We start from the raw sequence: 21,180 nt of genomic DNA, 5'->3' as shown, positions 1-21,180 counted from the left end.
TGGCATCGTGATCACTCCTGAAGGGTGAGTTCAGGGTGTCCACTAAACCGTAGGAACTATCGCGTCCGCTTGGGCGAGTGGTTAGGCATGGGCGCCAACCGTGTTGTTGTAGACGGCAATAAGCGACCAGGCTAGGACGAGTACAAAGACGCCCGCTAGCGAGATTTGATTGACATGGCACTCGGTGTCCAAGCCGCGAGGATACCGACCAAACGTAATAAGAAGCAGGGCTACGCGGCCCAGGTTGAACAGCACGAGCGGCCAAATGATGTAGTAGACAAGGAACTTGGCGACGGCGAGGGCGCTCTTGGCGATTTCTTCCTGCATGTCTAGGAGGGCCTAACGCTTGAGCTAAGCGGCCGCTACCGCGACGGGCGTCAGGATACCGCAACCCGTCACGGCAGTCCGCTTGAGCGAATAGTTAGGCACGCTCAACCTCTGCCTCAATGCGATCGGCGAGAGTGAGAAACTCGTCAGCCCAGCCACTGCTAAGGCTAACCTCTTGAGCGGGCCCAGTAGGAACAAGAAGGATTCCGAGATCTGGCACAGCGCCGCTCTTTGCAACAGATATGAACGCATCTATCTCTCGCAGTGCGGTCTCCGAGTTTTCCCAGCTCGACCAGGAAAAATCGTTGTCTGGGCGAGCGAGTAGGCCTCGAAATTCTTGAAGCATGCTTACAAGCTTGGATTGGTCAGCCATGCTTGCCTAACGCTTGAGCTAAGCGGCCGCTGCCGCGAGGGGCGTCAGAATACCGCAAGCCATCGTAGCAGGTTGAGCGAGTGGTTAGACGTCACCCAGGCCCATGCCGCTTGCACTGCGCGTCTGCCCAGAAGCCTAGGCAAGAATATTTGCCATCGGCTTGTCGAATTCAAGACTCAAGACTCGTCGTAAGGGCACGAGCCCAGTCATGGTGGCGGGCCGCAGCAAGGAACATCGCATGACACAGTACTTAATCTCGTTCAATGACGGCGACATGACCTTTCCAGATGAAGATTTGCCCGATGTTGCGAAGGCGGCGCGTGCGGTGGTGCAGGAGATCAAGGACGCAGGGCAGTTCGTCTTTGCTGGAGGATTGGGTGACCCGGGAAAGGCAACTGTGGTGGCCACAAACGGGATGGTCAGCGAAGGGCCGAATCCGGCGACGAAAGACTTCATTGGTGGTTTCACCGTCGTCGATGTAGCGACCCGTGCGGAAGCGCTTCAGTGGGCGGCGAAGATTGCCGTGGCGTGTCGGTGCGCTCAAGAGATTCGAGAATTTCTCTCCAAGCCAGCACGCTGACCGAGGCGGCATCCGGCCACCAGCGGCGGGACTTGTGGCGCCTAACGCTTGAGCTAAGCGGCCGCTGCCGCGAGGAACGTCAGGATGCCGCAACCCGTCGCAGCGGTCCGCTTGAGCGAATAGTTCGGTCGCGCCACATTCGCAGTTGTGCCACATACGGTAGCTCGTGCCGCATGCTGATCGTTGGCCAATAGCCATCTGCTGTTGGCGCGCGGTCTATTCACACAGACCTAGCTCAATCACACGAGAATCGACAACCTTGGCACTCAAATGGGTGCTAGTTCCACGGCCATTTCCCGGTACCGGCAGAACGCGTTGGCAAGTTGCATCTGACGGGGCGTTCGACATTCGGCCTCAAAGACACCCGGTGAACATACGAGGACCGAAAGGCATTTGGCACGCGAGGTCGCGACATTGAACCGATTCAGGCTGTATAGAAACTCCATACCGCGCGGCGCGTCAGCGTGACTTGAGCTTGCTGTCGAGTAGATCGCGATCGGAGCTTGCTGACCCTGGAACTTGTCCACTGTTCCGACCTTCGCGTTCGGAAGAACGCGCTTGATCTCCATCACTTGAGCGTTGTACGGGGTGATGATCAATATGTCGTCGATCGTGAGATCTTTCTCCTGCCCGTCACGATCGATCCATGTCGATCCTCCCGCCAGGAGCGCCTCTACAAGGCAGCAGACGGCCTGGGCCTCTTCTATCGATGCGTTCTGGTTCCCTGTGTGGGGTATGGGAACGTAGCGCAGACCTGAGCCTGCGAGGAGGCTGGGTGAGCGGATGACTTGTCTGGACAGTCCTGCTATGGGATGCAACTTACCTGCGTAGAAGAGCTCCGACGTAAAGGCACAAATATCCGGATGCAATCGCCAGGTTTCGGCAAGGAACAGGCCCTTGTCAGGCGCAATTGTCTGTTCGTCTCCTAGAACGTGGTGAAGTGCAGAGGCGTCGCATCCGTCAGGGTGTGTGCCTTGGATTGGTGAATCGAGTTGCTGCGGATCGCCGATCAGAACGATCGCGCGGGCTGCTTGGGAGACCGCAAGGACATTCGCCAAAGACATCTGCGCCGCTTCGTCCACGAACAGAACATCAACGGACTCAAATGCTTCTTGTCGCGACCATAGCCACGCGGTTCCGCCGCCGACTTGCACATCGTGACTCAACGAGTGGAAAAACTGTCCATTGTCCGTTGTGAATGCGATGCGTGGCTGAGGGTCTTCGATGTCCGCGACCTTGAGGCAGCATGTGAGCGCTATCTGAAGTTCGTTGGCGGTTCGGACTGTTTCATCAATGACGTTACGGACGACCTTGTGGCTGGCGGCCGTTATACCTACCTTACGGCCGCTACGTACCAACTCGCAGATCATTCGGGCAGCGGTATATGTTTTTCCAGTGCCGGGCGGCCCTTGAATCGGTAAGACCCCTGCTTGCAAGTGTCTCGCGACCCTCATCGCGGCATCCAATGTCGACTCGTTCTCATGCTGGATCGCCTCGTGGACGAGACGCGGAGCAACTCTTAGCAAGAGATCTCGGGCCGCCTGGTACGCCCCTTCTCCACTGATGCCATGGGTCGCGACGTAGTCACCGATTTGCACGAGCGAATCCCCCATGACTTGTGCATTGACGATTTTGCTCCGGAAGACTGCCTCAGGATGCATGTCTCTTGTATCTCTACGTTTCTTGATATCGACCGTGCGGTTCTCCATCGAAATCGCCACGAACGATCCGAATTTCCCACCGCCGAGACTCAATGCGTCATCGCCCTCTCGAAACTCGAAGTCCTGCGGCGGAAACTGATAGCGATGAATCGGCGCTGGCGCGGTGCCCCCGACAACTCTTTCAAAGACAAGCCCTGAGACGGCGGCACGCTCATCAAGCAACTCGTCTGCTGAAAGATCTGCCAAGCGAAAGTGCTCCCACCACGTCGCCTTTTGCTCCCGACGATGAAAGTCCAGGATGTTGGCGAGGACCCAACGCGCCTGCTGTTCGCCGCTGCGCGCAGCGACATCGGCAGGAATGTCTACTGTCAGTCGCACCACCAAAGCGTTAATCCGTTCGAGCCATGCGGTGACGTTCTCGCTCGCAACGCCGTCTTCGGGCGTCGGGCGCGCAATGGCTACTCCACTAGCGATCTGCGCACTCCTCAAACCCTCCAGCCAGTCCCGAAGGGCGGACGCCGAGCGACAGTCGTCCTGGTTGTAGCGTTCGACGGTTTGACGGTCCTCAGGGGCAATGGAAGCAATGTCGTCCAGCTCAAGACACGTTTGCAGGTTGGCGAGTGAGTGGTTTGCGATAGTCAGAGCGGTGGATCGCTCGTACTGATAGAACGGTTCGAGTCGCTTTATCGAATAGCTATCCACGCTGGCTCTCACCGCATGGCGCACGATGCTGTACAGATCGACGAATACATTCGCGCGAAGCATCCAATCGACTGCTTCTTCACGCGTTGCGTAGCGCCCCATCAGGCGCTTCAGGGCGGCCGGCTCATAAGGAGCGTAGTGATAGATGTGAAGGTCTGGATAAACCTTCGATCGCTCGACGACGAAATCAATGAATGCCTCAAAGGCAGCCCGTTCTTCCTCTCGTGTCAGCGCCCACGCGGGGTGATAGATTGCTTCGCCGTCCGGCTCCACGTACTGATGGCCCAGTAGGTACTCGATCCCGTGTTCGCCGACGAAGGGATCGCCCTCGATATCCAGGAAGATGTCACCGCGGGACGGTTCCGGCAGACGCGTCAGTCCAAAGCCGTCCTCGATTGGCAAAACTTCGAACTTGCCTTCGCCAGCGTCGCGCGCTTCAACCTGAATTCGGGCCTGCTCACGAACACGCGGATAGGACCCTGGTGATCCGCGATCAGGTTTCCACTGCAAGGGAAGCGGCAACTCGGCGAGTTGCCTCACCGTGCCAACGGAACGCGCGTTAAGTTCATTGATCTGGAGGGCCGATATGCCGGCCACCAGTGAAAGATGGTCATCTGCGCGACGTCGCTGATCGCAGGAAACCTGCCATCGACAAACATCACAGTGTGCTTTCGGATCAGGGTAGTGGTCCTGCGGGCGATCGCCTTTCTGAACCACTTCAAGGCTTCGACGCACGCTCCGGTAGTAGGCCGCGTAGTCTGCGAAGCGATATCGCTGCATTTCAAAATCCGACCACGGTGTCACGACCGACATGTGTTCCGGCGCAACACCCTGAACATGCTCCAGAAGATCGGAGTAGACGCAGAGCTGAAGGACCGCACCCGCTTTTGTTTCGCGTGCAAGCTTAGTGTCGACAACCTCGTACGACCAGGTTCCGAATACGCTAGGTGTCTCGACTCGCAAGAGAATGTCGGCGCGGCCACTCCATGCCCCCTTTCTCAAGGCGCCTTGCACGATGACGCTGACGCCCGCTGTCATCGCCTCTTGGGTAGCCGCCAACCCTTCGTCGGTCACGTCAACACCATCGATGCGAACAACGTCTAAGCCCGTCCCCTCCAAGTGCCTAACAAAGGCCTGCTCATGACGGTCACCACGTTCTCTCAATGCCTCAAGGTAGGGATCAGTCCAGACCGGAGGACGAGCTAAAGCGCCTTCCGCTACCGCCCGGTCCAGATCAGATAGTGTTCGGCAATTGAGGTGGCCGACCAGATCGCTGGCTGAGAGTGCGATTGATCCGTTTAGGGTCTTCATATCTCGAGGTGTCCGGCGGTAGGGCAACCGGGACCTTCATCGTGCTCCGGTCGCTTCATTGGAGATATTCGCGGCCTAGTGCGTCACGACATCAAAGCCGCGAGTTGGCCCTCTCAACAGCTTCGGCCCATGTGTCCTTGCGCTGACCTGATACATAGCCTCGCTCCTGCAGGAGACGACGGGACCAGTCTTCGATATGGCCGTCCGCGCCAATGCGTTCCGCGAGCGGTCGCAGCCGTTCGCGGTCGAAGTCGCTATAGGTGAGGTTGATCCAGCCAGCGATGGCGCTGTGGAATTCCGCGTGCGGCGCGAGTTCGTCTTCTACGAAGGGCAACAGCGCTATTTCGTTCCAGCAATAGACGAGTTTATCGAAACGCTGCGCAGCTTCCTTGGGGCTTTGAGCCAGCTCGGTACGAAATGTATCGATGGCGCTTCGCGTCCACCCGGTGCGGCCTTCCTTGCCGTGCGCGGCATACCAGCTTTCCCATGCGGCCTTGCCGTGCAAGTTGCATTCGAATGTGATTGCTTGCAGGTCGCGCTCGGCGGCGTAGTAAGGCGGATATGAGTATCGCTCGGACTTGTCGGAAACACCGACGAGGAACGGCACGAACGCTTCGTGGCGCAGGCCATGGGCCATCGAGATCAGAAAGTCGTTGTTCTTCGGAGAGCGGCGCAGCGCGCCCACCGCCCACGCAACTCGCTCGCCGTTCGCCGGCAAGCCGTGCGCGTCCAAATAGCCTTCGACAAGAAGAACTTCCTTCGGGTCCGTTGCCTCGACGCGGCGTGCGCTAAAGAACGATACGACGCTCGCATCGTCGAACTGAGATAGCACACAGAGAAGACCGATGCGGCGGTTGGGCGAGCGCTCCTCATGAAGCGCTTCGAGCCAGAACGCGATCCACCTGTCGCGGCCAGTCAACCATTCCCAGCCACCGAAGCCGTCGAGCCGCCCTTTCCACGTCGGCAAGTAGTCGCGATAGAAGTTCTCTACATCCGAACGGCGCTTCTCGCTCAGCCACTCGATCGACGCGGGGTCCTTGACGAAGCCAAGCACGCCGAAGAGCGCTGCCCGCACCCATGCGAGACGCGATTCGTCTTCCATGCGATCGATGCCGTGCATGACGTCGTTGGTCGCGCTGAAGCGAAGGACCATAAGGCTTTGCAGGTCCTGGTTCGCGTTTCCATGCATGTCAAACAATGGATCGCGCGACTCTCCGAGTTTGAGGCGAGCGATGATCGGCGTCGCCGTGTTCGTAACGCCTGCCTCGGTCGAGTCGGCTCCGGACGAAACCACCGCAAATACGGCGGCCATTGCAACAACGAGTGAAAGAACACAGCGGTAAGAGAACATCGGCATTGGCGTGTTCGATCGATGAGGCGAATTTGTGGACTTTACACTGGCATCTGGGTGCCGCGAGAACGGGGCACGCAAGAATGGCAGGAGCGGGGTCAAGTGAGACCGAGCCCTTCGACCACTATTCCTTCCTGGCATAGATCAACTGTCCATGTCCGGCCAACGACGGCCCCGGCTTGTCGGAGGCCGCGAAAGTGACATCCAAGGGCAGGTTCGCTCGTCGGCAGTCTTCCTGGATCGCCGTTATCGTTGCCCGGACGGCCCGTTCGGCCAGTGCGCTCGTCGTCACGATGACGACCGTCAGAACCCCCTTCTCGGGCTCTTCCTGTCGCGCGATGTAGAGCAAACGCGCCGCCTCGACATACGAAAGACCGGCATAGAGCGTCTGCAGCCGCTTCACCAACCATGCCGGCGGTGCGGCAGACTCCCTCACCACTACGTGGCCGCCGGCGGTGGCCGCCTCCGTGTCGATGTCGGCCACCCGGCCTGTTGCCAGCAGCGTCTCGATTTCTTCGGGATACAGCGTGCAGTGCTCGTCATTGGGATTGACGATGACGACGGCACCGAGTGATATCTCCAGCAATTGTTGTCCTGTGCTGGAGAGGACGCGTAGTTGCCCTTGGGCAGACGCGACCGCCTTCGCTTCGTCGGTGAACAACGGAACAAAGAAAATACCGTCCGACCGCTGGTACATGAACAGGCGCAACCTTGGGTGATCATCAGACAACGGCGCCAACGTATACATCGTTGCCGACAGCATCGCGCGCAGAAAGGCAGCATCGGCTCGGCCGTCGCGAGCAGCCCGACGCAACAGTGCGTCCAGTTCTTCCGTTGTCGTCATGTTCCCTCTCAGCGCATGCTTTTGGATCGCCGCCGAGCGACTTTGCGCACTTGTGGGCTACCGTGTTGTCCCCGACACGCCTTCATCAAGAAGATTCCGCCGACTGTCGGCCATTCGCTCGCGAAGAGCGGCAAGTACGACATTCTTGGGATAGCCGAACTCTGCCAGCAGGTGCCTGACAAAGGACTTGTTTGGCTGCGTCGGCTGTGCGATGTGCTTTTCCACCGCTTCCGATACCCGACACCTCAGCCCCCTTCGAGCTTCTGCGAGACGCCGTCTCCGCGTATCCGCGAGATGCTCGCAGAGCTTGGGGAAGTGATAGCGAGCAAATCCAGTCGACACGCCCGACTGCCGGCATATCTGTGATAGCGGCTTTGGCGGAGCTGGATCGGCTATTGCGCTTTCGGCCTCCACAAGCTCTCCGACGGAGTCGCGCTCAGCCTTCGTACGCCCGATCCGCTTGATCCCAGGAGCCTTTATGCGATTGTCAGGTAGTACCGCCACTGCAGCCGCCAGTCGCGGATGGGCTAAAGCAAGGGACGGCGGTACCAGGCATCGCTCGCAAGCCAGCAAGAAGACCTCCAGCGTGACGTGCGCGGTTCCAGCAAGACAGGCGCGCCACCGCTTCGCTTCCATCCCCATACGCACTTCAATGGAAGGGCGTAGACCGGGCCAGTATTTGAATGTCAGATCGAGAAACGTCATCAACGCGTCCGGCGAGACGCATCGGATGTCCTCGGCAGCGCGCCACGCCAGCAGGTCAATCGCAGCCCTCTGGAGTGCGGTGGGTCGCTCTTCGCGAACCCATTCCGAAGGGAGGCCCTCAAGCGCAGCGTGGCAACTGACGCAATCGATTGCGTTGTCCGTCGACCGGACGAAAGGTTGCTGCTGCCCGCATGCAGCGCAATGGTTCTCGAGGACAAGTCCATGCACTGGACACGATGTGATGGCCTGCAAATGCCAGATGAGAAGGTCGTAACCCGAATCGCCGGCGCGCCGGAAATCGGAATAACAGGCCGGGCACCACCGCCGCACCTTGTGAACCGCTGCCCGGCAGTTCCGGGAGAGGGCGGGCTTCAAAAAGAGAAGCGATGCTTCACTGAGGGCGTGTTCACCGGTCGCCAGCGTTAGACGTCGCGTGAGCGTCTTTACTGCCGTGGAGTAGCCGACCAATTCATGCGGCCCTCGCGCATAGATCGAGTTCACGATGTCGGTCTCGCCGTCCTCTGCTGGAATACGGGACTTCAGAAGATCCAGCAACTGACCCGCACTCAGACAGTGAACATTCGCGAGGCGGCTGATGAAGGAGGTCATCGACTCGACATACAGGGTGCCAGCGCCCCTGAGCGGGGTTGGCAGACAGATCGTCATGGAATCGCCCCCGCGGGAACCGGATCTCTCCCAGGCTTACGCACGAACGGCTTCGACTTCCTCACCGGTGCTGGAACTTCCAGTGCCGCATTCTCGAATTCCTCGAAGGGATCGTTCATGCATGCGAGACCAAACCGGATCTCCGTGAGCATTCGATCGACCTGCGACTGCCTCCATGCGGTTGCTCGCAGCACCTCGTAGCTGACGCAGCATTCCTTCCGAGCGTGCATTTGCTTGATTGCCTTTTCAAGCCACCTTGCAAGGATTCCTACAGTGCCGCATGTGCCGTAGTGAAGCGTTTTGCGCCATTCACGCAATGTCTGACTTGGCGCAAGAGGAACATGCGGTTCAAAGCATTCGAGGATCCTTTCGAATTCGAGCAGGTCAGCGCGATCTGTACCGTACGCTGGGAAATGGATTTCAGTCAGCCGGGCATTCATCTGAGCTGACAGATTCCACGCCTCGAGGAAGTGGTAGGTCCCCGCTAGGACAAGCGTAACCTCCGTGTTTGTGCACAGCGACTTCAATGTATCAAGATGGTGGGCAGCCTTTCGCGCGCTCCCGCTTAGAAGGAAATGCTGCGCATCGTCTACCAAGAAGTATTTTGTTTTCCGCGCCTCCAAGGATCGCTCGAACATCCTGTGCAGGCGCGTCTCAGCGAACGAACCTCGCGGTTCGTAGCATCCGCCTTCCGCGGCAGACATCGTGAATCCCGGATGCTCCACGGCGGCGAGGCAGCGTGTCACGAAGTCTTTCGATGAAAAAAGCCCGCCATCTGTGTTGCGGATTTTGACTCCTGCTATTGGGATCTCACCATCTGTCCATTTCTCTTTTGGAAGCACGAGGCGCTTTTTCAGATTGCTCAAAATCGAAGTCTTTCCCGCATTCGTTGGGCCCACGATGAGGATGATGGACCCCGGCGCGCCGAGCGCAGCATGCGCAAATGAGTCCTCGCAGACGCGCTCGTATTCCCGGTGATAGACACGAAAACTTTTGAGTTTTCTAACCAACTCGTCAGTCATCGCACTCGCTCCTCAGTGGTTGCTGAACAGCTTGCTCGAACTCTGATGTGTCGACACTGGTCCATGGATTCGGCGCTGTCGTGGGGCGCGTTGCACCGCGCTCAGCGGCGTAGTCGGGCAAGTCCTTCTGTCCCGAACGCCAACGAATCGAGCGTTCGATTATCGGCTCATCACTCGGTCCTCAATGGCTGGCTTACGGCTCGTTCGAAGTCCTCCTGTCCCAATTTCGCCCAATCATCGGCCTGTGCGCTCTTCCTGCCATCCGACTTTGCCATCAAGGCGGGAAAATCTTCCCGAGTTTTCTGCTTATATGGACGCAACGCGTCCGCCAAATCCATCTCGCTTTGATGAACTGCATTTCTACGAAATCCATCTGCTTCGTAGTGCATGATCGTCGCGATGCGCTTTTGACATGAATCAAGCGTGTCGAAGGCTGAAGCATCTCGTGTTCGACAATCAACCCATTGTCCGTCCACGTGAGCGTAGATCAGCGATCTATCCTCAGGATCGGGCCGTACGAGCACCTTCTTGTCTCGCATAGCGAGCGGAAGGAGGCAGTCATCCCAAAAATGCTGACCCTGAAAATGAATGCCGCGAGCGCTGCTCACGGAATATTCGGCTGAATCGGCTTCGACCGAGCAAAGGACACGAAGGCCCCGGTTGTATGTGGCTGTTCTTCCGACACATCCAATCTCCTTTGTACCAACCGCAAGGCGAGCACTGGGACTTTCGATCTGTGTCGTACGCACCCGGGAATTTCTGTAGTCGAAGTACATGTCTATCAACCGGGCGAATTCCTCGAAAGTTAGAACTGCGTGGGACTGCCCCTTGGAATCGGAAGAAGCCGATCTCTCTTTCCGGTTGTTCTCGGTGCTGCCAGGAAGACTTTGAGTCAGTTCAGTTCTGATCTGCCCGAACACTCTTTCCGCTTCGGAGCCGTAGCGCGCCGCCCCCTTGGGTCGTTCAAGCTTGGCCACCCTGCAGATTGCGAGGCAAGCTTCAAAGAAGACGGAGTCGAACTCGGCCCCTCCGTCAAATATGACACCCTCAGGCAGGAGACCATGGATGCGGGCGCAAGCGCGAAGAATAAGGGCGCAAGTTGTCCTATCTGGACGCTGGATACGCAGGACAGCTGCTAGGACGGCTCTTGTGCACACGTCGACGAGCACGGTCAACCAGGGGCGACATACGTACCAGACATTCTCGAATGCCATGACAACAACGTAGATGTCGAGCAATGAGTGGTCGCATTGCGCAAGCGCCCACGGGTAGGTAGGGACCATGGCTGTCACATGTCGATGTCTCGGTGGCGCCGCCGCCTGCGCGGCACGCATTCCAGAGCGCGCGAGAGCAGCGCGCTCTGGATGCAGCGACCTGACCACCGAATAGAATTTGTTCAGTGACGCCGGCTGTACGACAGCCTTCCGCGCATCAGCGCAATAGTGCACATGTGCCCGCTTCACGCTGGGACACGACTTTGATTGCCAGTGCTCCTTCGCCTTTGCTTCAAGGAACTCAACCTCCTGATCGGTATATCTTCGACCTCGGTTTCCCTTTAGGTGATGCCGCGAGAGCAACCCGCAAAACCTGGGCAAGCCAGCGGTTTCGGCGTCCTGCATAGCCTTGAAGTGTCGCCGGTCCGTCCGATTTGATCTGACGTTTCCGGCTGCTACTGCATCGAGCCGGCACTTTCTTTCGAGCGCTTCCTTCAAACTTCTGGTGTCAAGGCTGAGCCTCATTGCAGCAACGAGTTTCAACAGGCCTGGATCATCATCTGAAGCGAGTTCGCGTATTGCCTGACAATGAATTTTCATCGCGGAGTCGTCGGCGTACGCGCGCGCGCTTTCGGCCTGACTCAACAGACTTCCGTCCAGGTCAGCGCTAAGGTCCCTGTCAGCGATCCACCGAATGACACCACGGATATCGGAGAGTCCAAGGAAGTTCGCGAGGACCCGCAAGGTCATAAACCCGTTGCGCTCCAGCGCATCCTTTGCAAGTTCCAGAAGCCGCAGCGGCATCTTCGCGGAGGCATCGTGCCTTGCATTGAGCAAAAGCGCGATGTTCGCTGCCCTTCTGGGCGGAACGTCGATTTCCGTGATCACCTTGTGTGCAATGCCGAGGGGCTCAAATGCTCGCTCGGCGGCCAGGAAGCGAAATGTTCCGTTTTCCGTGATCCAGTCGTGCGGCCGCGTCTCGACCAATCGCGCAGCTTCGCTCGAAGGCTTGCATTGAACGGCTGCAACTGAGACCGGAGAGATACGTATTTCAAGATAGTCCGGCCAATAAGGTGATCGATACGCTCTACTGCCTGTTCTTCCGAGGACCGGCAGCGATTCGAGTTGGTCGTAGTACTCGGCGACGCCTTGGTCGTATTCGCAGTGGAGTACGTATGCGAACTCGACTGATCGGCTCTCAGCCTGAATAACACATCCCATTTTCACGCTGGGATAGCGCACGCACATATTCTTGTACGCATTGCCACCGACGCGACGGCTCGGAGGGGACGTACGGATGCGATGCAGATAGGCGACGCCAAGGGGCGTCAGACCGGACTCACGTGCCACGGATTCCAGTTCCGCATCCGAGAGCATCAAGCGGCCTCTAGGTGTGGGCACAGCCGATCCCTACTGCGTTGACAACGCAGCATCGCAATAGGAGCATCGGAGTGCCGTTGACATAACGGCGCCAACCGGAATTCCGATCGCCATCGGATTGGTTGGTCTTGGCAGCGCGCATTGCGCCTGCCGAATCCGTTTTCCAGCGCCCCGATGGGTTCGCGACGTGCTGGAAGTCCTTAGTTGCCTTGGCGCGAAGCCGGGGCGGTTTCGCTTGGTCGTTTCCCGGCTTGCCGTAGATGGCAAGTTACGCCGCCCGGGCGCAAAAGTCAACGCAAGTAACTGTTGTAGTTGATTTTTTGCGTAAAAGACCACTATTACGAAACTGAGGATTCAGCGATGAAAGCCGACAACATTGCGGGCGCTAGCGATGCCGTTCAGAGCATAGGCCAGCGACTGAGGGCTCTGCGGAATGAGCACGCATGGCTACTTGAGGAAGCGGCTGCACACATAGGAATAAGCGCACAGTACCTATGCCGCCTCGAGCGAGGGCACTACCAGAATCCGACGATGCACCTGCTGGTCAGCATTGCCGACGCATATGGAACGTCGGTCGATTTCATCTGCGGACGCAACGTTGCGCGATAGCCGTTGCGTTCGCTGGGGGGCGCGGTTCGAGAGCGTTCTGCTGGCTCTGCACGCTTGCGCGACGATGCAACACAGTGCTTAACAGCAGCTATCACAATTTCCGCGGACACTTGGACGTTACTCTGGTACTGTTTCTTGCACAGGGAGCGCGACGGATGCAGGAAATCAGCTTCGATACCGGCGTTGCCACCGCGCTGGATTCAGTGATCAATACTCGATTAACCCTGCTCGCCGGCGCCGGTTTGTCCATGGCGCCCCCAAGCTTATTGCCGAACGCGGCGGCCCTCGCTGCTACTGCTAAGCGTAGATACGACGCATTGCATGGCGCCACGCGCCAACCTTTAGCTGTAAGTGTGGAAGATCAGGCAGAGTTTTTCTTCCAGCGCGGTGAGCTCGCAAGCGTCTATTTTCGAACGCTCATTGATAGTCACGCCTTCGCTGGTCCGTCGAACTCCGGGCACTTCGCCATCGCGGATCTTCTCTTGGTCCGTGGCATCCAAACAGCGATCACGACCAATGTTGATGTGATGATCGAAAACGCCGGCCATCAGTTGCATGGGCAGGTTGGAGCTGGAATCGATCAACAGAGCGTGGCATTACTCTCGCCGGATGCCGCACCTCTACTTAAGATCCATGGTTGCAGAACCATCGACCCGACAAACATGGTCTGGGCGCCAGGACAGCTCAACGCGCCTCCAGTTGATGCCAGAATCGCCTCTAGTGCGCAGTGGCTCTTAGGTCGGCTCCTAGATCGTGATTTGGTCATCGTCGGCTATTGGACCGACTGGGATTACCTCAATGCTGTTTTAACCAGTGTTCTGGGTGCCGTTAGTCCGTCTCGCGTAATCGTTGTGGATCCCGCGGACGGAGCTACGTTCGCTACAAAAGCACCGGCTCTGTACGCACTCGGGCAAAAGGTGCCGAATGCATTCCAACACGTTCGCGCGTCTGGGGCTGATTTCCTAGCAGCGCTAAGACGAGCCTTCTCAATGAGCTTCGTGCGCCGCGTCCTTCATGGAGGTGCCGACGACTACGAGGAAGCCACCGGAGCCCCGCCATCTATAGCCTTGACAGAGCCGCCTGATTTAGACAACGAAACGTTGTGGCGCATACGCCGTGATCTCGAAGGCTGTGCACCAACAGAACCATGCACGTCGCGAAACCCGCCAAACGAAAGCCTACCCGGATTGACAATTCTTCAACTCCGGGCCCGCGGCGCGACAGCGGATGGCCCCTTTTGGCTGTTGAACGGCCAGCGAATCCGCGTCTTGCGCACACCAAACAAACCGTTGCATCGTGTTGTAGCGGCCTACCAACGCGAAACTGCACCTGCGATCGCACCAGAACTGGTCATTGCTGTCGGTGCCGAGGCGCAAGCTCTCCCCACAAACATCGCACGAGAAGGCTCTCCTCCCACCATCACTCGGGGCACGTCCGGGCGCTGGATAACGCGTCCAGAAGCTGTCCAGGAGCTAGGACTTTGATCGACATTCTTAACTCTAGCGCCGATGTCTTGGTCGAAGCTGGGTTCACCACAACGAAGGTCGCTGTAGGCAATAGTTGCCAAGCGCTGGCCTTCGAGAACGCAACCGTTCTCGGGTTCCTCTTTATTTACGAGGATGCCAGCAGGTTGATGCTTGAATGGAACGCTGACGCAGACAGAGTTATTTCAGCCTACCAATTCGGCTTACGTAGAGCTGGGCTGAAAGCATGGAACACTTACATCGTCCTGCTGTCATCAGGGGCGGCGGACTATGCGCAAACGGTATCAATGGGAACTATCGAGGAAGATCTTGCCGGCACACGAAAGATTGCGCGGGCGGGCGTTAACGACATTGCCGATCTACACGCCGCACTTCTACCGTTGCTGGCTCTACAAAGTGCGCCACGTCTGGAAGCTGTGAATATAGCCGACGAGATTCGGCAGCGCACTACCGAGTTGCCATCCCGTACCGTTGACGCCTTCCTATCCGGCGCAGATGAAGCCGTCGTAATGCAAGTGTTAGAGGAAACCCCATGAAGCTCGCCTACATCGACCTATGCGGCTTCCGTGGCTATCGCAAGCCTATAAGGATCGATTTCGCCGATGGTTTTACCATCATTGACGGCCGCAATGGCGTCGGCAAGAGCACTATTTTCGATGCCGTCGAGTTTGCTCTGACCGGCAGCCTAAGCAAATACAACGACGCCAAGGCGTCTGGCGAAACAGTCGCAGACTACATTTGGTGGACCGGAAAAGGTCCAACACCAACAGATCGCTATGTCGATGTTGGCTTCCGTGATGGCGATGAGCTGATCAGAGTTCGTCGCACGCAATTCGGGAAGCCTGACTCTGCCATGCTCCTTCAGTTGACTAAGCAACTCTGTGACCTCGATTTCGCGCCAGAGGAGCCTTTAGCGCAGCTCTGCTCTACATCCGTCATTCGCGACGAGCATATTGCCGGCCTTAGCCTAGATCTGAAGGAAACAGAGCGATATGCGCTTCTTCGCGATGGTTTAGGCGCAAACGATGCTGATGCTTGGATTGCTCGGGGATTGAGGCTCACGACTGCGGCAAAGCAGCGATCGCACAACAGGAAGTGACTAAGCTGAACGCTGAGGTCACTGTCGCGTCTCGTCGCATCGATGAAGTTCGAGCAAACCTCGTCGCGGATAACATCGTCGCGGAGGCTATTCTGCGGCTGCGGTCATTTTCAAAATCAGAGGCGCCACCAGATCAACTAGCCGGACCAGTGCGAGAACGAATCGTTTCCGTTGTCACGGAAATTGATTCTATGCAAGACCTTAGCTCGCGCTGGCTGGTGGCAGATCAAGAGCGCGCGAGACTGCCATCGTTACGCCAGTATCGGGCAGCCGCTGCTACCGAAGTTACTGCTGCGGCAGCAGCATTGTCTGATCTTGGCCCGAGAACCGACGTTATGTCGTCTTCGGGGCTAGCGAAACAAGCACGCGACTTGATTGATCTAGCCAATCTTGGCCGCCAACTGGGATTACAGGGGGGTCATTGTCCGCTATGTGGCACGGGACAGGATCACGATCACTTCTTGCGGGGGATCGCTACTGCTGAGAATCTCGCTAAGAGGCTGGATCAAGAAGCTGCGCAGGAAGCCGAGCGCGAACAGACACGACGTAAGGCGCAGGCCCGCCTGGCTTCCGATCAACAAACACTAGAGGCGACCGACATGGCGTATCGCGCGTCTGAGAAGGTCGTTGAAGACTTTGACTCACTGCGAAAGGAAAAAGGAATCGCGGAGAACGAGACTCTAGAACACGTCGCGAAGCGTATTGCCCAACTCCGTCAAGACTTTGAGTCGGCCCAGAGAGACCTACGTGTGCTTGAGACACTTCGGTTGGGCAACGATCTGGAACGCGCTCAGAGGGAGGAGGCACATGCGAAGGAGAGGCTCGCACTTGCTCAGGAGCGAGCCGGTCGGGCCCGCAAGGCGGAGGCGGTCGCACAAGCACTGCACGATGCCGCGCGCCGAGCCGCGGGTGAAACGCTTGATCGACGCCTAGACCGCGTCTTGCCACTAATGTCTGAACTCTATCGTCGTTTACGCCCACACCCCGTCTGGCGGGACATTGAATATTCGATCCGTGGTGACGTTCGGAGATTCTTGAAACTCCAAGTAGGCGGCGAGCTGAATCCGCAGTTCCTTTTCTCAAGCGGCCAACGTCGAGCGACGGGCTTGGCCTTTCTACTATCGGTCAACCTATCGCTCGCTTGGAGCCGTTGGCGGACAATCATGCTCGATGATCCCGTCCAGCACGTGGACGACTTTCGTACTGTCCATCTAGCGGAACTTGCTGCGCAGCTTGTAACAGAAGGCCGTCAGATCGTATGCGCGGTGGAGGACGCAGCGCTGGCTGATTTGCTGTGCCGTCGCCTTCCTGTCAAGGCACTCGGTGCCGCCAAACGCATCACCCTTGGACCGGACAGCGATGGTGACCTTGCCATAAGCGCTGAACGACTGCTAACTCCAATGTCTCGGCACGCTTTGGTAGGAGAGTCCGGACTTTTGTCGGCGTGACGAATAGGAAGCATTGGAGGGCATGCTATCGCGATACGTAAGCAGGTGCGGTCAGCAATATTGGCCTGAACCAATGCAGGTTGCCGCGGCCAACTTATGCCTTCACGTACAACCATAAGCTGGCCAGATGGCCAACTTATGCCTTCACGCACAACAAGAGCATCGGCAACTGAAATTTGGTGGGCCCGCTCGGATTCGAACCGAGGACCAAGGGATTATGAGTCCCCTGCACTAACCGCTGTGCTACAGGCCCGCATCAGGAACACGCGAGTCTAACCGCCGCGTGCGGAAACGAAAACGCCCGCTTGCGGCGGGCGTTTTCGGGCATCGGACCGATCTCGATCACTCCAGATCGAGGAATGAGCGCAGCTGCTCCGAACGGCTCGGATGACGCAGCTTGCGCAGCGCCTTCGCTTCGATCTGGCGGATGCGCTCGCGGGTCACGTCGAACTGCTTGCCGACCTCCTCCAGCGTGTGGTCGGTGTTCATGTCGATGCCGAAGCGCATGCGCAGCACCTTCGCCTCGCGCGGGGTCAGGCCGGCGAGCACGTCGCGTACCGTTTCCATCAGGCCGATGTTCGTCGACGAATCGACCGGCGAGACGATCGCTGCGTCCTCGATGAAGTCGCCAAGGTGCGAATCCTCGTCGTCGCCGATCGGCGTCTCCATCGAGATCGGTTCCTTGGCGATCTTCAGCACCTTGCGGATCTTGTCCTCGGGCATCTCCATCTTGATCGCGAGCTCATCCGGCGTCGGTTCGCGACCCATTTCCTGCAGCATCTGGCGGGAAATGCGATTGAGCTTGTTGATCGTCTCGATCATGTGCACCGGGATGCGGATCGTGCGCGCTTGGTCGGCGATCGAGCGCGTGATCGCCTGGCGGATCCACCAGGTCGCGTAGGTCGAGAACTTGTAGCCGCGGCGGTATTCGAACTTGTCGACCGCCTTCATCAAGCCGATGTTGCCTTCCTGGATCAGGTCGAGGAACTGCAGGCCGCGGTTCGTGTACTTCTTCGCGATCGAGATGACCAGGCGCAGGTTCGCCTCGACCATCTCCTTCTTCGCGCGGCGGGCCTTGGCCTCGCCGATCGACATCGCGCGGTTGATTTCCTTGATGTCGGCGACCGCGAGGTAAAGCGCACGCTCGATCGAGATCAGCTTCTCCTGCTCGGAGACGATGCCGTCACGATGCGCCTTGATGCTCGGCGACCACTTCTGGCGCTTGCGCGCGAGTTCGTCGGCCCACTCGACGTTCGTCTCGTTCGACGGGAACAGCTTGAGGAAGTCCTTGCGCGGCATGCGCGAGTGCTTGATGCACAGCTCGCCGATCATGCGCTCATGGTGGCGGATGCTGTTGACGACTTCGCGCAGCTTGCGCACGAAGCTGTCGATCATGATCGACGGCAGCTTCAGCTTGAGGAACGCCTCGGCCATCTCGTCGCGCAGCTTCTGCGCCTTCTTGTCGGCGATGCCGTGCTTGTCGGCGGTCTTCTGGAACTTCGCGTAGAGCTGGCGCAGCTCGTCCATGCGCCGCGCAACTTCGGCCAGGTCGATGCCGGTGTCGCCGGGACCGGCTTCCTCGGCGTCACCCTCGGCTTCGTCCTCGTCTTCCTCGGCTTCGGCATCGGAGTCCACGGCCGCCTCGGCGACCACGACTTCCGGCTGCTCGACGTCGGCGAAGCCGGCGAGCACTTCGGACAGGCGCTTCTTGCCCTCGGTGTGCTGGTCGTATTCCTCGACCAGCAGCTGGATCGACCACGGGAAACTGGCCAGCGCGGACTGGACCTGGTTCAGGCCTTCCTCGATGCGCTTGGCGATCGCGATCTCGCCCTCGCGGGTCAGCAGTTCCACCGTGCCCATCTCGCGCATGTACATGCGCACCGGATCGGTAGTGCGGCCGACTTCGGCGTCGACCGCGCTGAGCACGGCCACGGCTTCCTCGGTCGCGGTGTCGTCATCGGTCGCGACCGGCGTCTCCGGCAACAGCGTCTCGGTATCGGGCGCAACTTCGTGCACCTCGATGCCCATGTCGTTGATCATGCCGATGATGTCTTCGATCTGCTCCGGATCGACGATGTCGTCCGGCAGGTGATCGTTGACTTCGGCGTAGGTCAGGTAGCCCTGCTCCTTGCCCTTGATGATCAGGGTCTTGATCTCGGACTGCTGCTCCTGGTTGTGCTCTGCGGCCATGTCGGTTCCGGAAAAGTTCTGTATTGCGAGGGAAAAAAGTATAGGAGCCGCGTCAAGGGCGAGTCGGGATTTCGAGCGATGCCCTCAGGCATCGCGAGCCGGCGAGCGGCCGGCCACGGATGGCCGGACCGGCGCCACGCCCCAGGGACGGCTGGTATCCCACCCTGCTTTGCAGCACCACCTCAACGCGCCTCGAGCCAGAACGTCACTGGCCCATCGTTGATCAGATGCACCCTCATATGGGCACCGAAGCGCCCGGTTTCCACCCCCGGATGCCGTTTGCGCGCGAGTTCAACCAGCCTGTTGAACCAGCGTTCGGCTTCCTCCGGCGCGGCGGCGGTCGAGAAGCCCGCGCGCATTCCCGAGCGCGTGTCTGCCGCCAGCGTGAATTGGGAGACCAGCAGCAGGCCGCCGCCGCAGTCGGCCAGCGAGCGGTTCATGCGTCCCTCTGCGTCCGCGAACACGCGATAGCCGAGCACGCGCTCGAGGAGGCGCTGCGCCTGTGGCTCGCCGTCGCCAGGCTGTACCGCGACCAGCGCGAGCAGGCCGGCGTCGATCGCACCAACGGTCTCCATGTCGACATCGACGCGCGCCTCACTGACACGCTGGATCAGGGCGATCATGCGGAACTCCGGAAACGGTTCCCGCATCGTCGCCGCGACGATGCGAGGCGGTCAATGCGCCCGCAACCACTCCATCGGCACCGTCTACAATCGCCGCCGCCATGAATGCCCCCTCGATGTCCTGGCCGGCCCGGCTGCTTTACGGCAGCCTGTGGATTGCCGGTCGCCTGCCTCTCTCCGTGCTGCATGCGCTGGGCGCCGCGCTCGGTGGCGTGTCCTGGTGGATCGGCGGAACCGCACGCCGGATCGCCGAACGCAATCTCTCTCTCGTATTGACGCAAAAGAGCGCCGAAAGCCGACAACGCCTCGGTCGCGAAGCGCTGGTGGAGACCGGCAAGGCACTGGCCGAGACCGCGAAGATCTGGGGCAACCGTCCGGACACCGCGCTCGCGCTGGTGCGCGAGGTGCGCGGCCAGGCGCTGTTCGACGCGGCGCTCGCGGCGGGCCGCGGGCTGATCGTCGCTGCTCCGCACCTCGGTTGCTGGGAACTGCTGAACTACTGGCTGGCCGCGCATACGCCGCTGGCGATCCTGTATCGCGCGCCGCGTCTTGCGGCCATGGAACCGCTGCTGCGCAAGGCGCGCGGCGCGCTGCCGGTCGAACAGGTGCGCGCGGAAGGCGCCGGCGTGCGCACGCTGTACCGCCGCCTCGGCGCCGGCGGCGTGGTCGGCATCCTGCCCGACCAGCGCCCGCGCCATGGCGAGGGCGTGCCCGCGCCATTCTTCGGCGTTCCCGCACAGACGATGGTGCTGCTGCCGCGACTCGCCGAACGCACCGGCGCGAGCGTGCTTTTCAGTTTCGTCGAACGCCTGCCGCGTGGCGCCGGCTACCGCCTGCATTTCCTGCCGGCGCCGGCCGGCGTCGCGGATGCCGATCTCGAAGTCGCCTGCGCCGCGCTGAACCGTGGCGTCGAGGACTGCGTGCGGCTCGCGTTCGCGCAGTACCAGTGGACGTACAAGCGCTTTCCGGCCGAGCTGTCGCTGCCCACCGCGCCCTAGCGCCGCTCGACCGATTCGACCAGCACCAGCTCGCAGGCGCCGGCGCCGGTGTCGTCACGGCGCAGCGAGCTGACCCAGTGCCAGCCATCGCTGCGCCGTGCTTCGACCAGCCGGCCGCGCAGCTCGACGATCTCGCCGACGCGCACGTGCGCGATGCCGCGCGCGACCGCGGCGTCGCCCGGAATCAGATGCATGTTCGCGCTGGAACGCACGATCTCGTCCAGTGGAATCGGCGGCGCGCCGTTCCAGTGGTAGGTGTACCAGCGCGCGGATTGCTCGACGTCGAGGCGCTCGATCACCGCCGTATCGGACATGCGTCCCCAGCCGAGCGCGAAATCGGTGGGCGACAGCACGCTCTCGGTTCCGAATGAATAGTCATGCCGCGACAGCACGCGCGCCTCGACGTCGAAGTCGGCCAGCGGCAACAGGTCGAAATCGCCGTGCCGGATCGTCGCGCGGCTGGACGGCTCGGTCTGCAGTGGCTCGCCCGCGACCAGCACGCCGGCAACGTGCCCGATCGGGCGCTGCCGGTACCAGTGTGCGGCGCCGAGCAGGGCCAGTGCGCACAGGACGATCGCGAGGCGACGCATCGA

17 protein-coding genes and 1 tRNA gene are annotated in these 21,180 nt (G+C 59.5%); 7 read left to right on the top strand and 11 right to left on the bottom strand.

What is annotated here, in order from left to right; translation table 11 throughout:
• Nucleotides 1–81 precede the first annotated feature (81 nt).
• Entirely contained in the window at nucleotides 82–327 is a 246-nt protein-coding gene (locus ABD002_RS08355) for a hypothetical protein (protein WP_343789363.1), read from the bottom strand.
• 581 nt (nucleotides 328–908) lie between these two features.
• Here ABD002_RS08355 and ABD002_RS08350 point away from each other — a divergent pair.
• Complete coding sequence (locus ABD002_RS08350) at nucleotides 909–1,280, top strand: YciI family protein (RefSeq protein WP_343789360.1); 372 nt, start codon at nucleotides 909–911, stop codon at nucleotides 1,278–1,280.
• Nucleotides 1,281–1,546: 266 nt separating this feature from the next.
• On the opposite strand, the gene ABD002_RS08345 is transcribed toward ABD002_RS08350, so the two are convergent.
• The 6 genes from ABD002_RS08345 to ABD002_RS08320 all read right to left on the bottom strand — a co-directional run bounded on the left by ABD002_RS08345 (nucleotide 1,547) and on the right by ABD002_RS08320 (nucleotide 12,133).
• Nucleotides 1,547–4,954 (bottom strand): TM0106 family RecB-like putative nuclease, encoded by a 3,408-nt coding sequence (locus tag ABD002_RS08345; RefSeq protein WP_343789357.1) that lies wholly within the window; start codon nucleotides 4,952–4,954, stop codon nucleotides 1,547–1,549.
• 91 nt (nucleotides 4,955–5,045) lie between these two features.
• Complete coding sequence (locus ABD002_RS08340; RefSeq protein ID WP_343789354.1) at nucleotides 5,046–6,311, bottom strand: hypothetical protein; 1,266 nt, start codon at nucleotides 6,309–6,311, stop codon at nucleotides 5,046–5,048.
• Nucleotides 6,312–6,429: 118 nt separating this feature from the next.
• Nucleotides 6,430–7,149 (bottom strand): SseB family protein, encoded by a 720-nt coding sequence (locus tag ABD002_RS08335; RefSeq protein ID WP_343789351.1) that lies wholly within the window; start codon nucleotides 7,147–7,149, stop codon nucleotides 6,430–6,432.
• Between the two features lie 57 nt (nucleotides 7,150–7,206).
• The gene (locus ABD002_RS08330) at nucleotides 7,207–8,520 is read right to left on the bottom strand and encodes a TniQ family protein (protein ID WP_343789348.1); all 1,314 of its coding nucleotides are present in this window, start codon (nucleotides 8,518–8,520) and stop codon (nucleotides 7,207–7,209) included.
• Complete coding sequence (locus tag ABD002_RS08325; RefSeq protein ID WP_343789345.1) at nucleotides 8,517–9,542, bottom strand: TniB family NTP-binding protein; 1,026 nt, start codon at nucleotides 9,540–9,542, stop codon at nucleotides 8,517–8,519. Before ABD002_RS08325 ends, ABD002_RS08330 begins: the two co-directional genes overlap by 4 nt.
• A gap of 170 nt (nucleotides 9,543–9,712) precedes the next feature.
• On the bottom strand, nucleotides 9,713–12,133 hold the full coding sequence (locus ABD002_RS08320) for a hypothetical protein (RefSeq protein ID WP_343789342.1): 2,421 nt from the start codon (nucleotides 12,131–12,133) through the stop codon (nucleotides 9,713–9,715).
• 363 nt (nucleotides 12,134–12,496) lie between these two features.
• Between ABD002_RS08320 and ABD002_RS19675 the strand changes: the two genes are divergently transcribed.
• The 5 genes from ABD002_RS19675 to ABD002_RS08300 all read left to right on the top strand — a co-directional run bounded on the left by ABD002_RS19675 (nucleotide 12,497) and on the right by ABD002_RS08300 (nucleotide 16,776).
• Complete coding sequence (locus ABD002_RS19675; RefSeq protein WP_379988634.1) at nucleotides 12,497–12,745, top strand: helix-turn-helix domain-containing protein; 249 nt, start codon at nucleotides 12,497–12,499, stop codon at nucleotides 12,743–12,745.
• A 110-nt stretch (nucleotides 12,746–12,855) separates the two neighbouring features.
• Nucleotides 12,856–14,229 carry an SIR2 family protein gene (locus ABD002_RS08315; RefSeq protein WP_343789339.1) on the top strand — a complete coding sequence of 458 codons (1,374 nt, stop codon included), beginning with the start codon at nucleotides 12,856–12,858 and terminating at the stop codon, nucleotides 14,227–14,229.
• On the top strand, nucleotides 14,226–14,765 hold the full coding sequence (locus ABD002_RS08310; RefSeq protein WP_343789336.1) for a hypothetical protein: 540 nt from the start codon (nucleotides 14,226–14,228) through the stop codon (nucleotides 14,763–14,765). Before ABD002_RS08315 ends, ABD002_RS08310 begins: the two co-directional genes overlap by 4 nt.
• Entirely contained in the window at nucleotides 14,762–15,328 is a 567-nt protein-coding gene (locus ABD002_RS08305; RefSeq protein WP_343789334.1) for an AAA family ATPase, read from the top strand. The genes ABD002_RS08310 and ABD002_RS08305 overlap by 4 nt, the downstream gene beginning before the upstream one ends.
• The gene (locus ABD002_RS08300) at nucleotides 15,325–16,776 is read left to right on the top strand and encodes an AAA family ATPase (RefSeq protein ID WP_343789331.1); all 1,452 of its coding nucleotides are present in this window, start codon (nucleotides 15,325–15,327) and stop codon (nucleotides 16,774–16,776) included. The genes ABD002_RS08305 and ABD002_RS08300 overlap by 4 nt, the downstream gene beginning before the upstream one ends.
• 177 nt (nucleotides 16,777–16,953) lie before the next feature.
• On the opposite strand, the gene ABD002_RS08295 is transcribed toward ABD002_RS08300, so the two are convergent.
• The 3 genes from ABD002_RS08295 to dtd all read right to left on the bottom strand — a co-directional run bounded on the left by ABD002_RS08295 (nucleotide 16,954) and on the right by dtd (nucleotide 19,589).
• Nucleotides 16,954–17,029: transfer RNA gene (locus ABD002_RS08295), tRNA-Ile, on the bottom strand.
• A gap of 89 nt (nucleotides 17,030–17,118) precedes the next feature.
• A complete protein-coding gene (gene rpoD, locus ABD002_RS08290; RefSeq protein WP_343789328.1) occupies nucleotides 17,119–18,966 on the bottom strand; it encodes an RNA polymerase sigma factor RpoD in 1,848 nt (615 codons plus the stop codon).
• 182 nt (nucleotides 18,967–19,148) lie between these two features.
• Complete coding sequence (gene dtd / locus ABD002_RS08285) at nucleotides 19,149–19,589, bottom strand: D-aminoacyl-tRNA deacylase (protein ID WP_343789325.1); 441 nt, start codon at nucleotides 19,587–19,589, stop codon at nucleotides 19,149–19,151.
• Nucleotides 19,590–19,690: 101 nt separating this feature from the next.
• On the opposite strand from dtd, the gene ABD002_RS08280 reads away from it, so the two are divergent.
• A complete protein-coding gene (locus ABD002_RS08280) occupies nucleotides 19,691–20,587 on the top strand; it encodes a lysophospholipid acyltransferase family protein (protein ID WP_379988638.1) in 897 nt (298 codons plus the stop codon).
• On the opposite strand, the gene ABD002_RS08275 is transcribed toward ABD002_RS08280, so the two are convergent.
• The gene (locus ABD002_RS08275) at nucleotides 20,584–21,177 is read right to left on the bottom strand and encodes a hypothetical protein (protein ID WP_343789322.1); all 594 of its coding nucleotides are present in this window, start codon (nucleotides 21,175–21,177) and stop codon (nucleotides 20,584–20,586) included. The genes ABD002_RS08280 and ABD002_RS08275 overlap by 4 nt on opposite strands.
• Nucleotides 21,178–21,180 lie beyond the last annotated feature (3 nt).

The sequence above is a fragment of the Dokdonella soli genome, from assembly GCF_039523175.1.
Taxonomy (GTDB): Bacteria; Pseudomonadota; Gammaproteobacteria; order Xanthomonadales; family Rhodanobacteraceae; genus Dokdonella_A; species Dokdonella_A soli.
The sequence above is the reverse complement of the archived record's forward strand: the minus strand, read 5'-3'. Positions and strand labels throughout refer to the sequence as shown.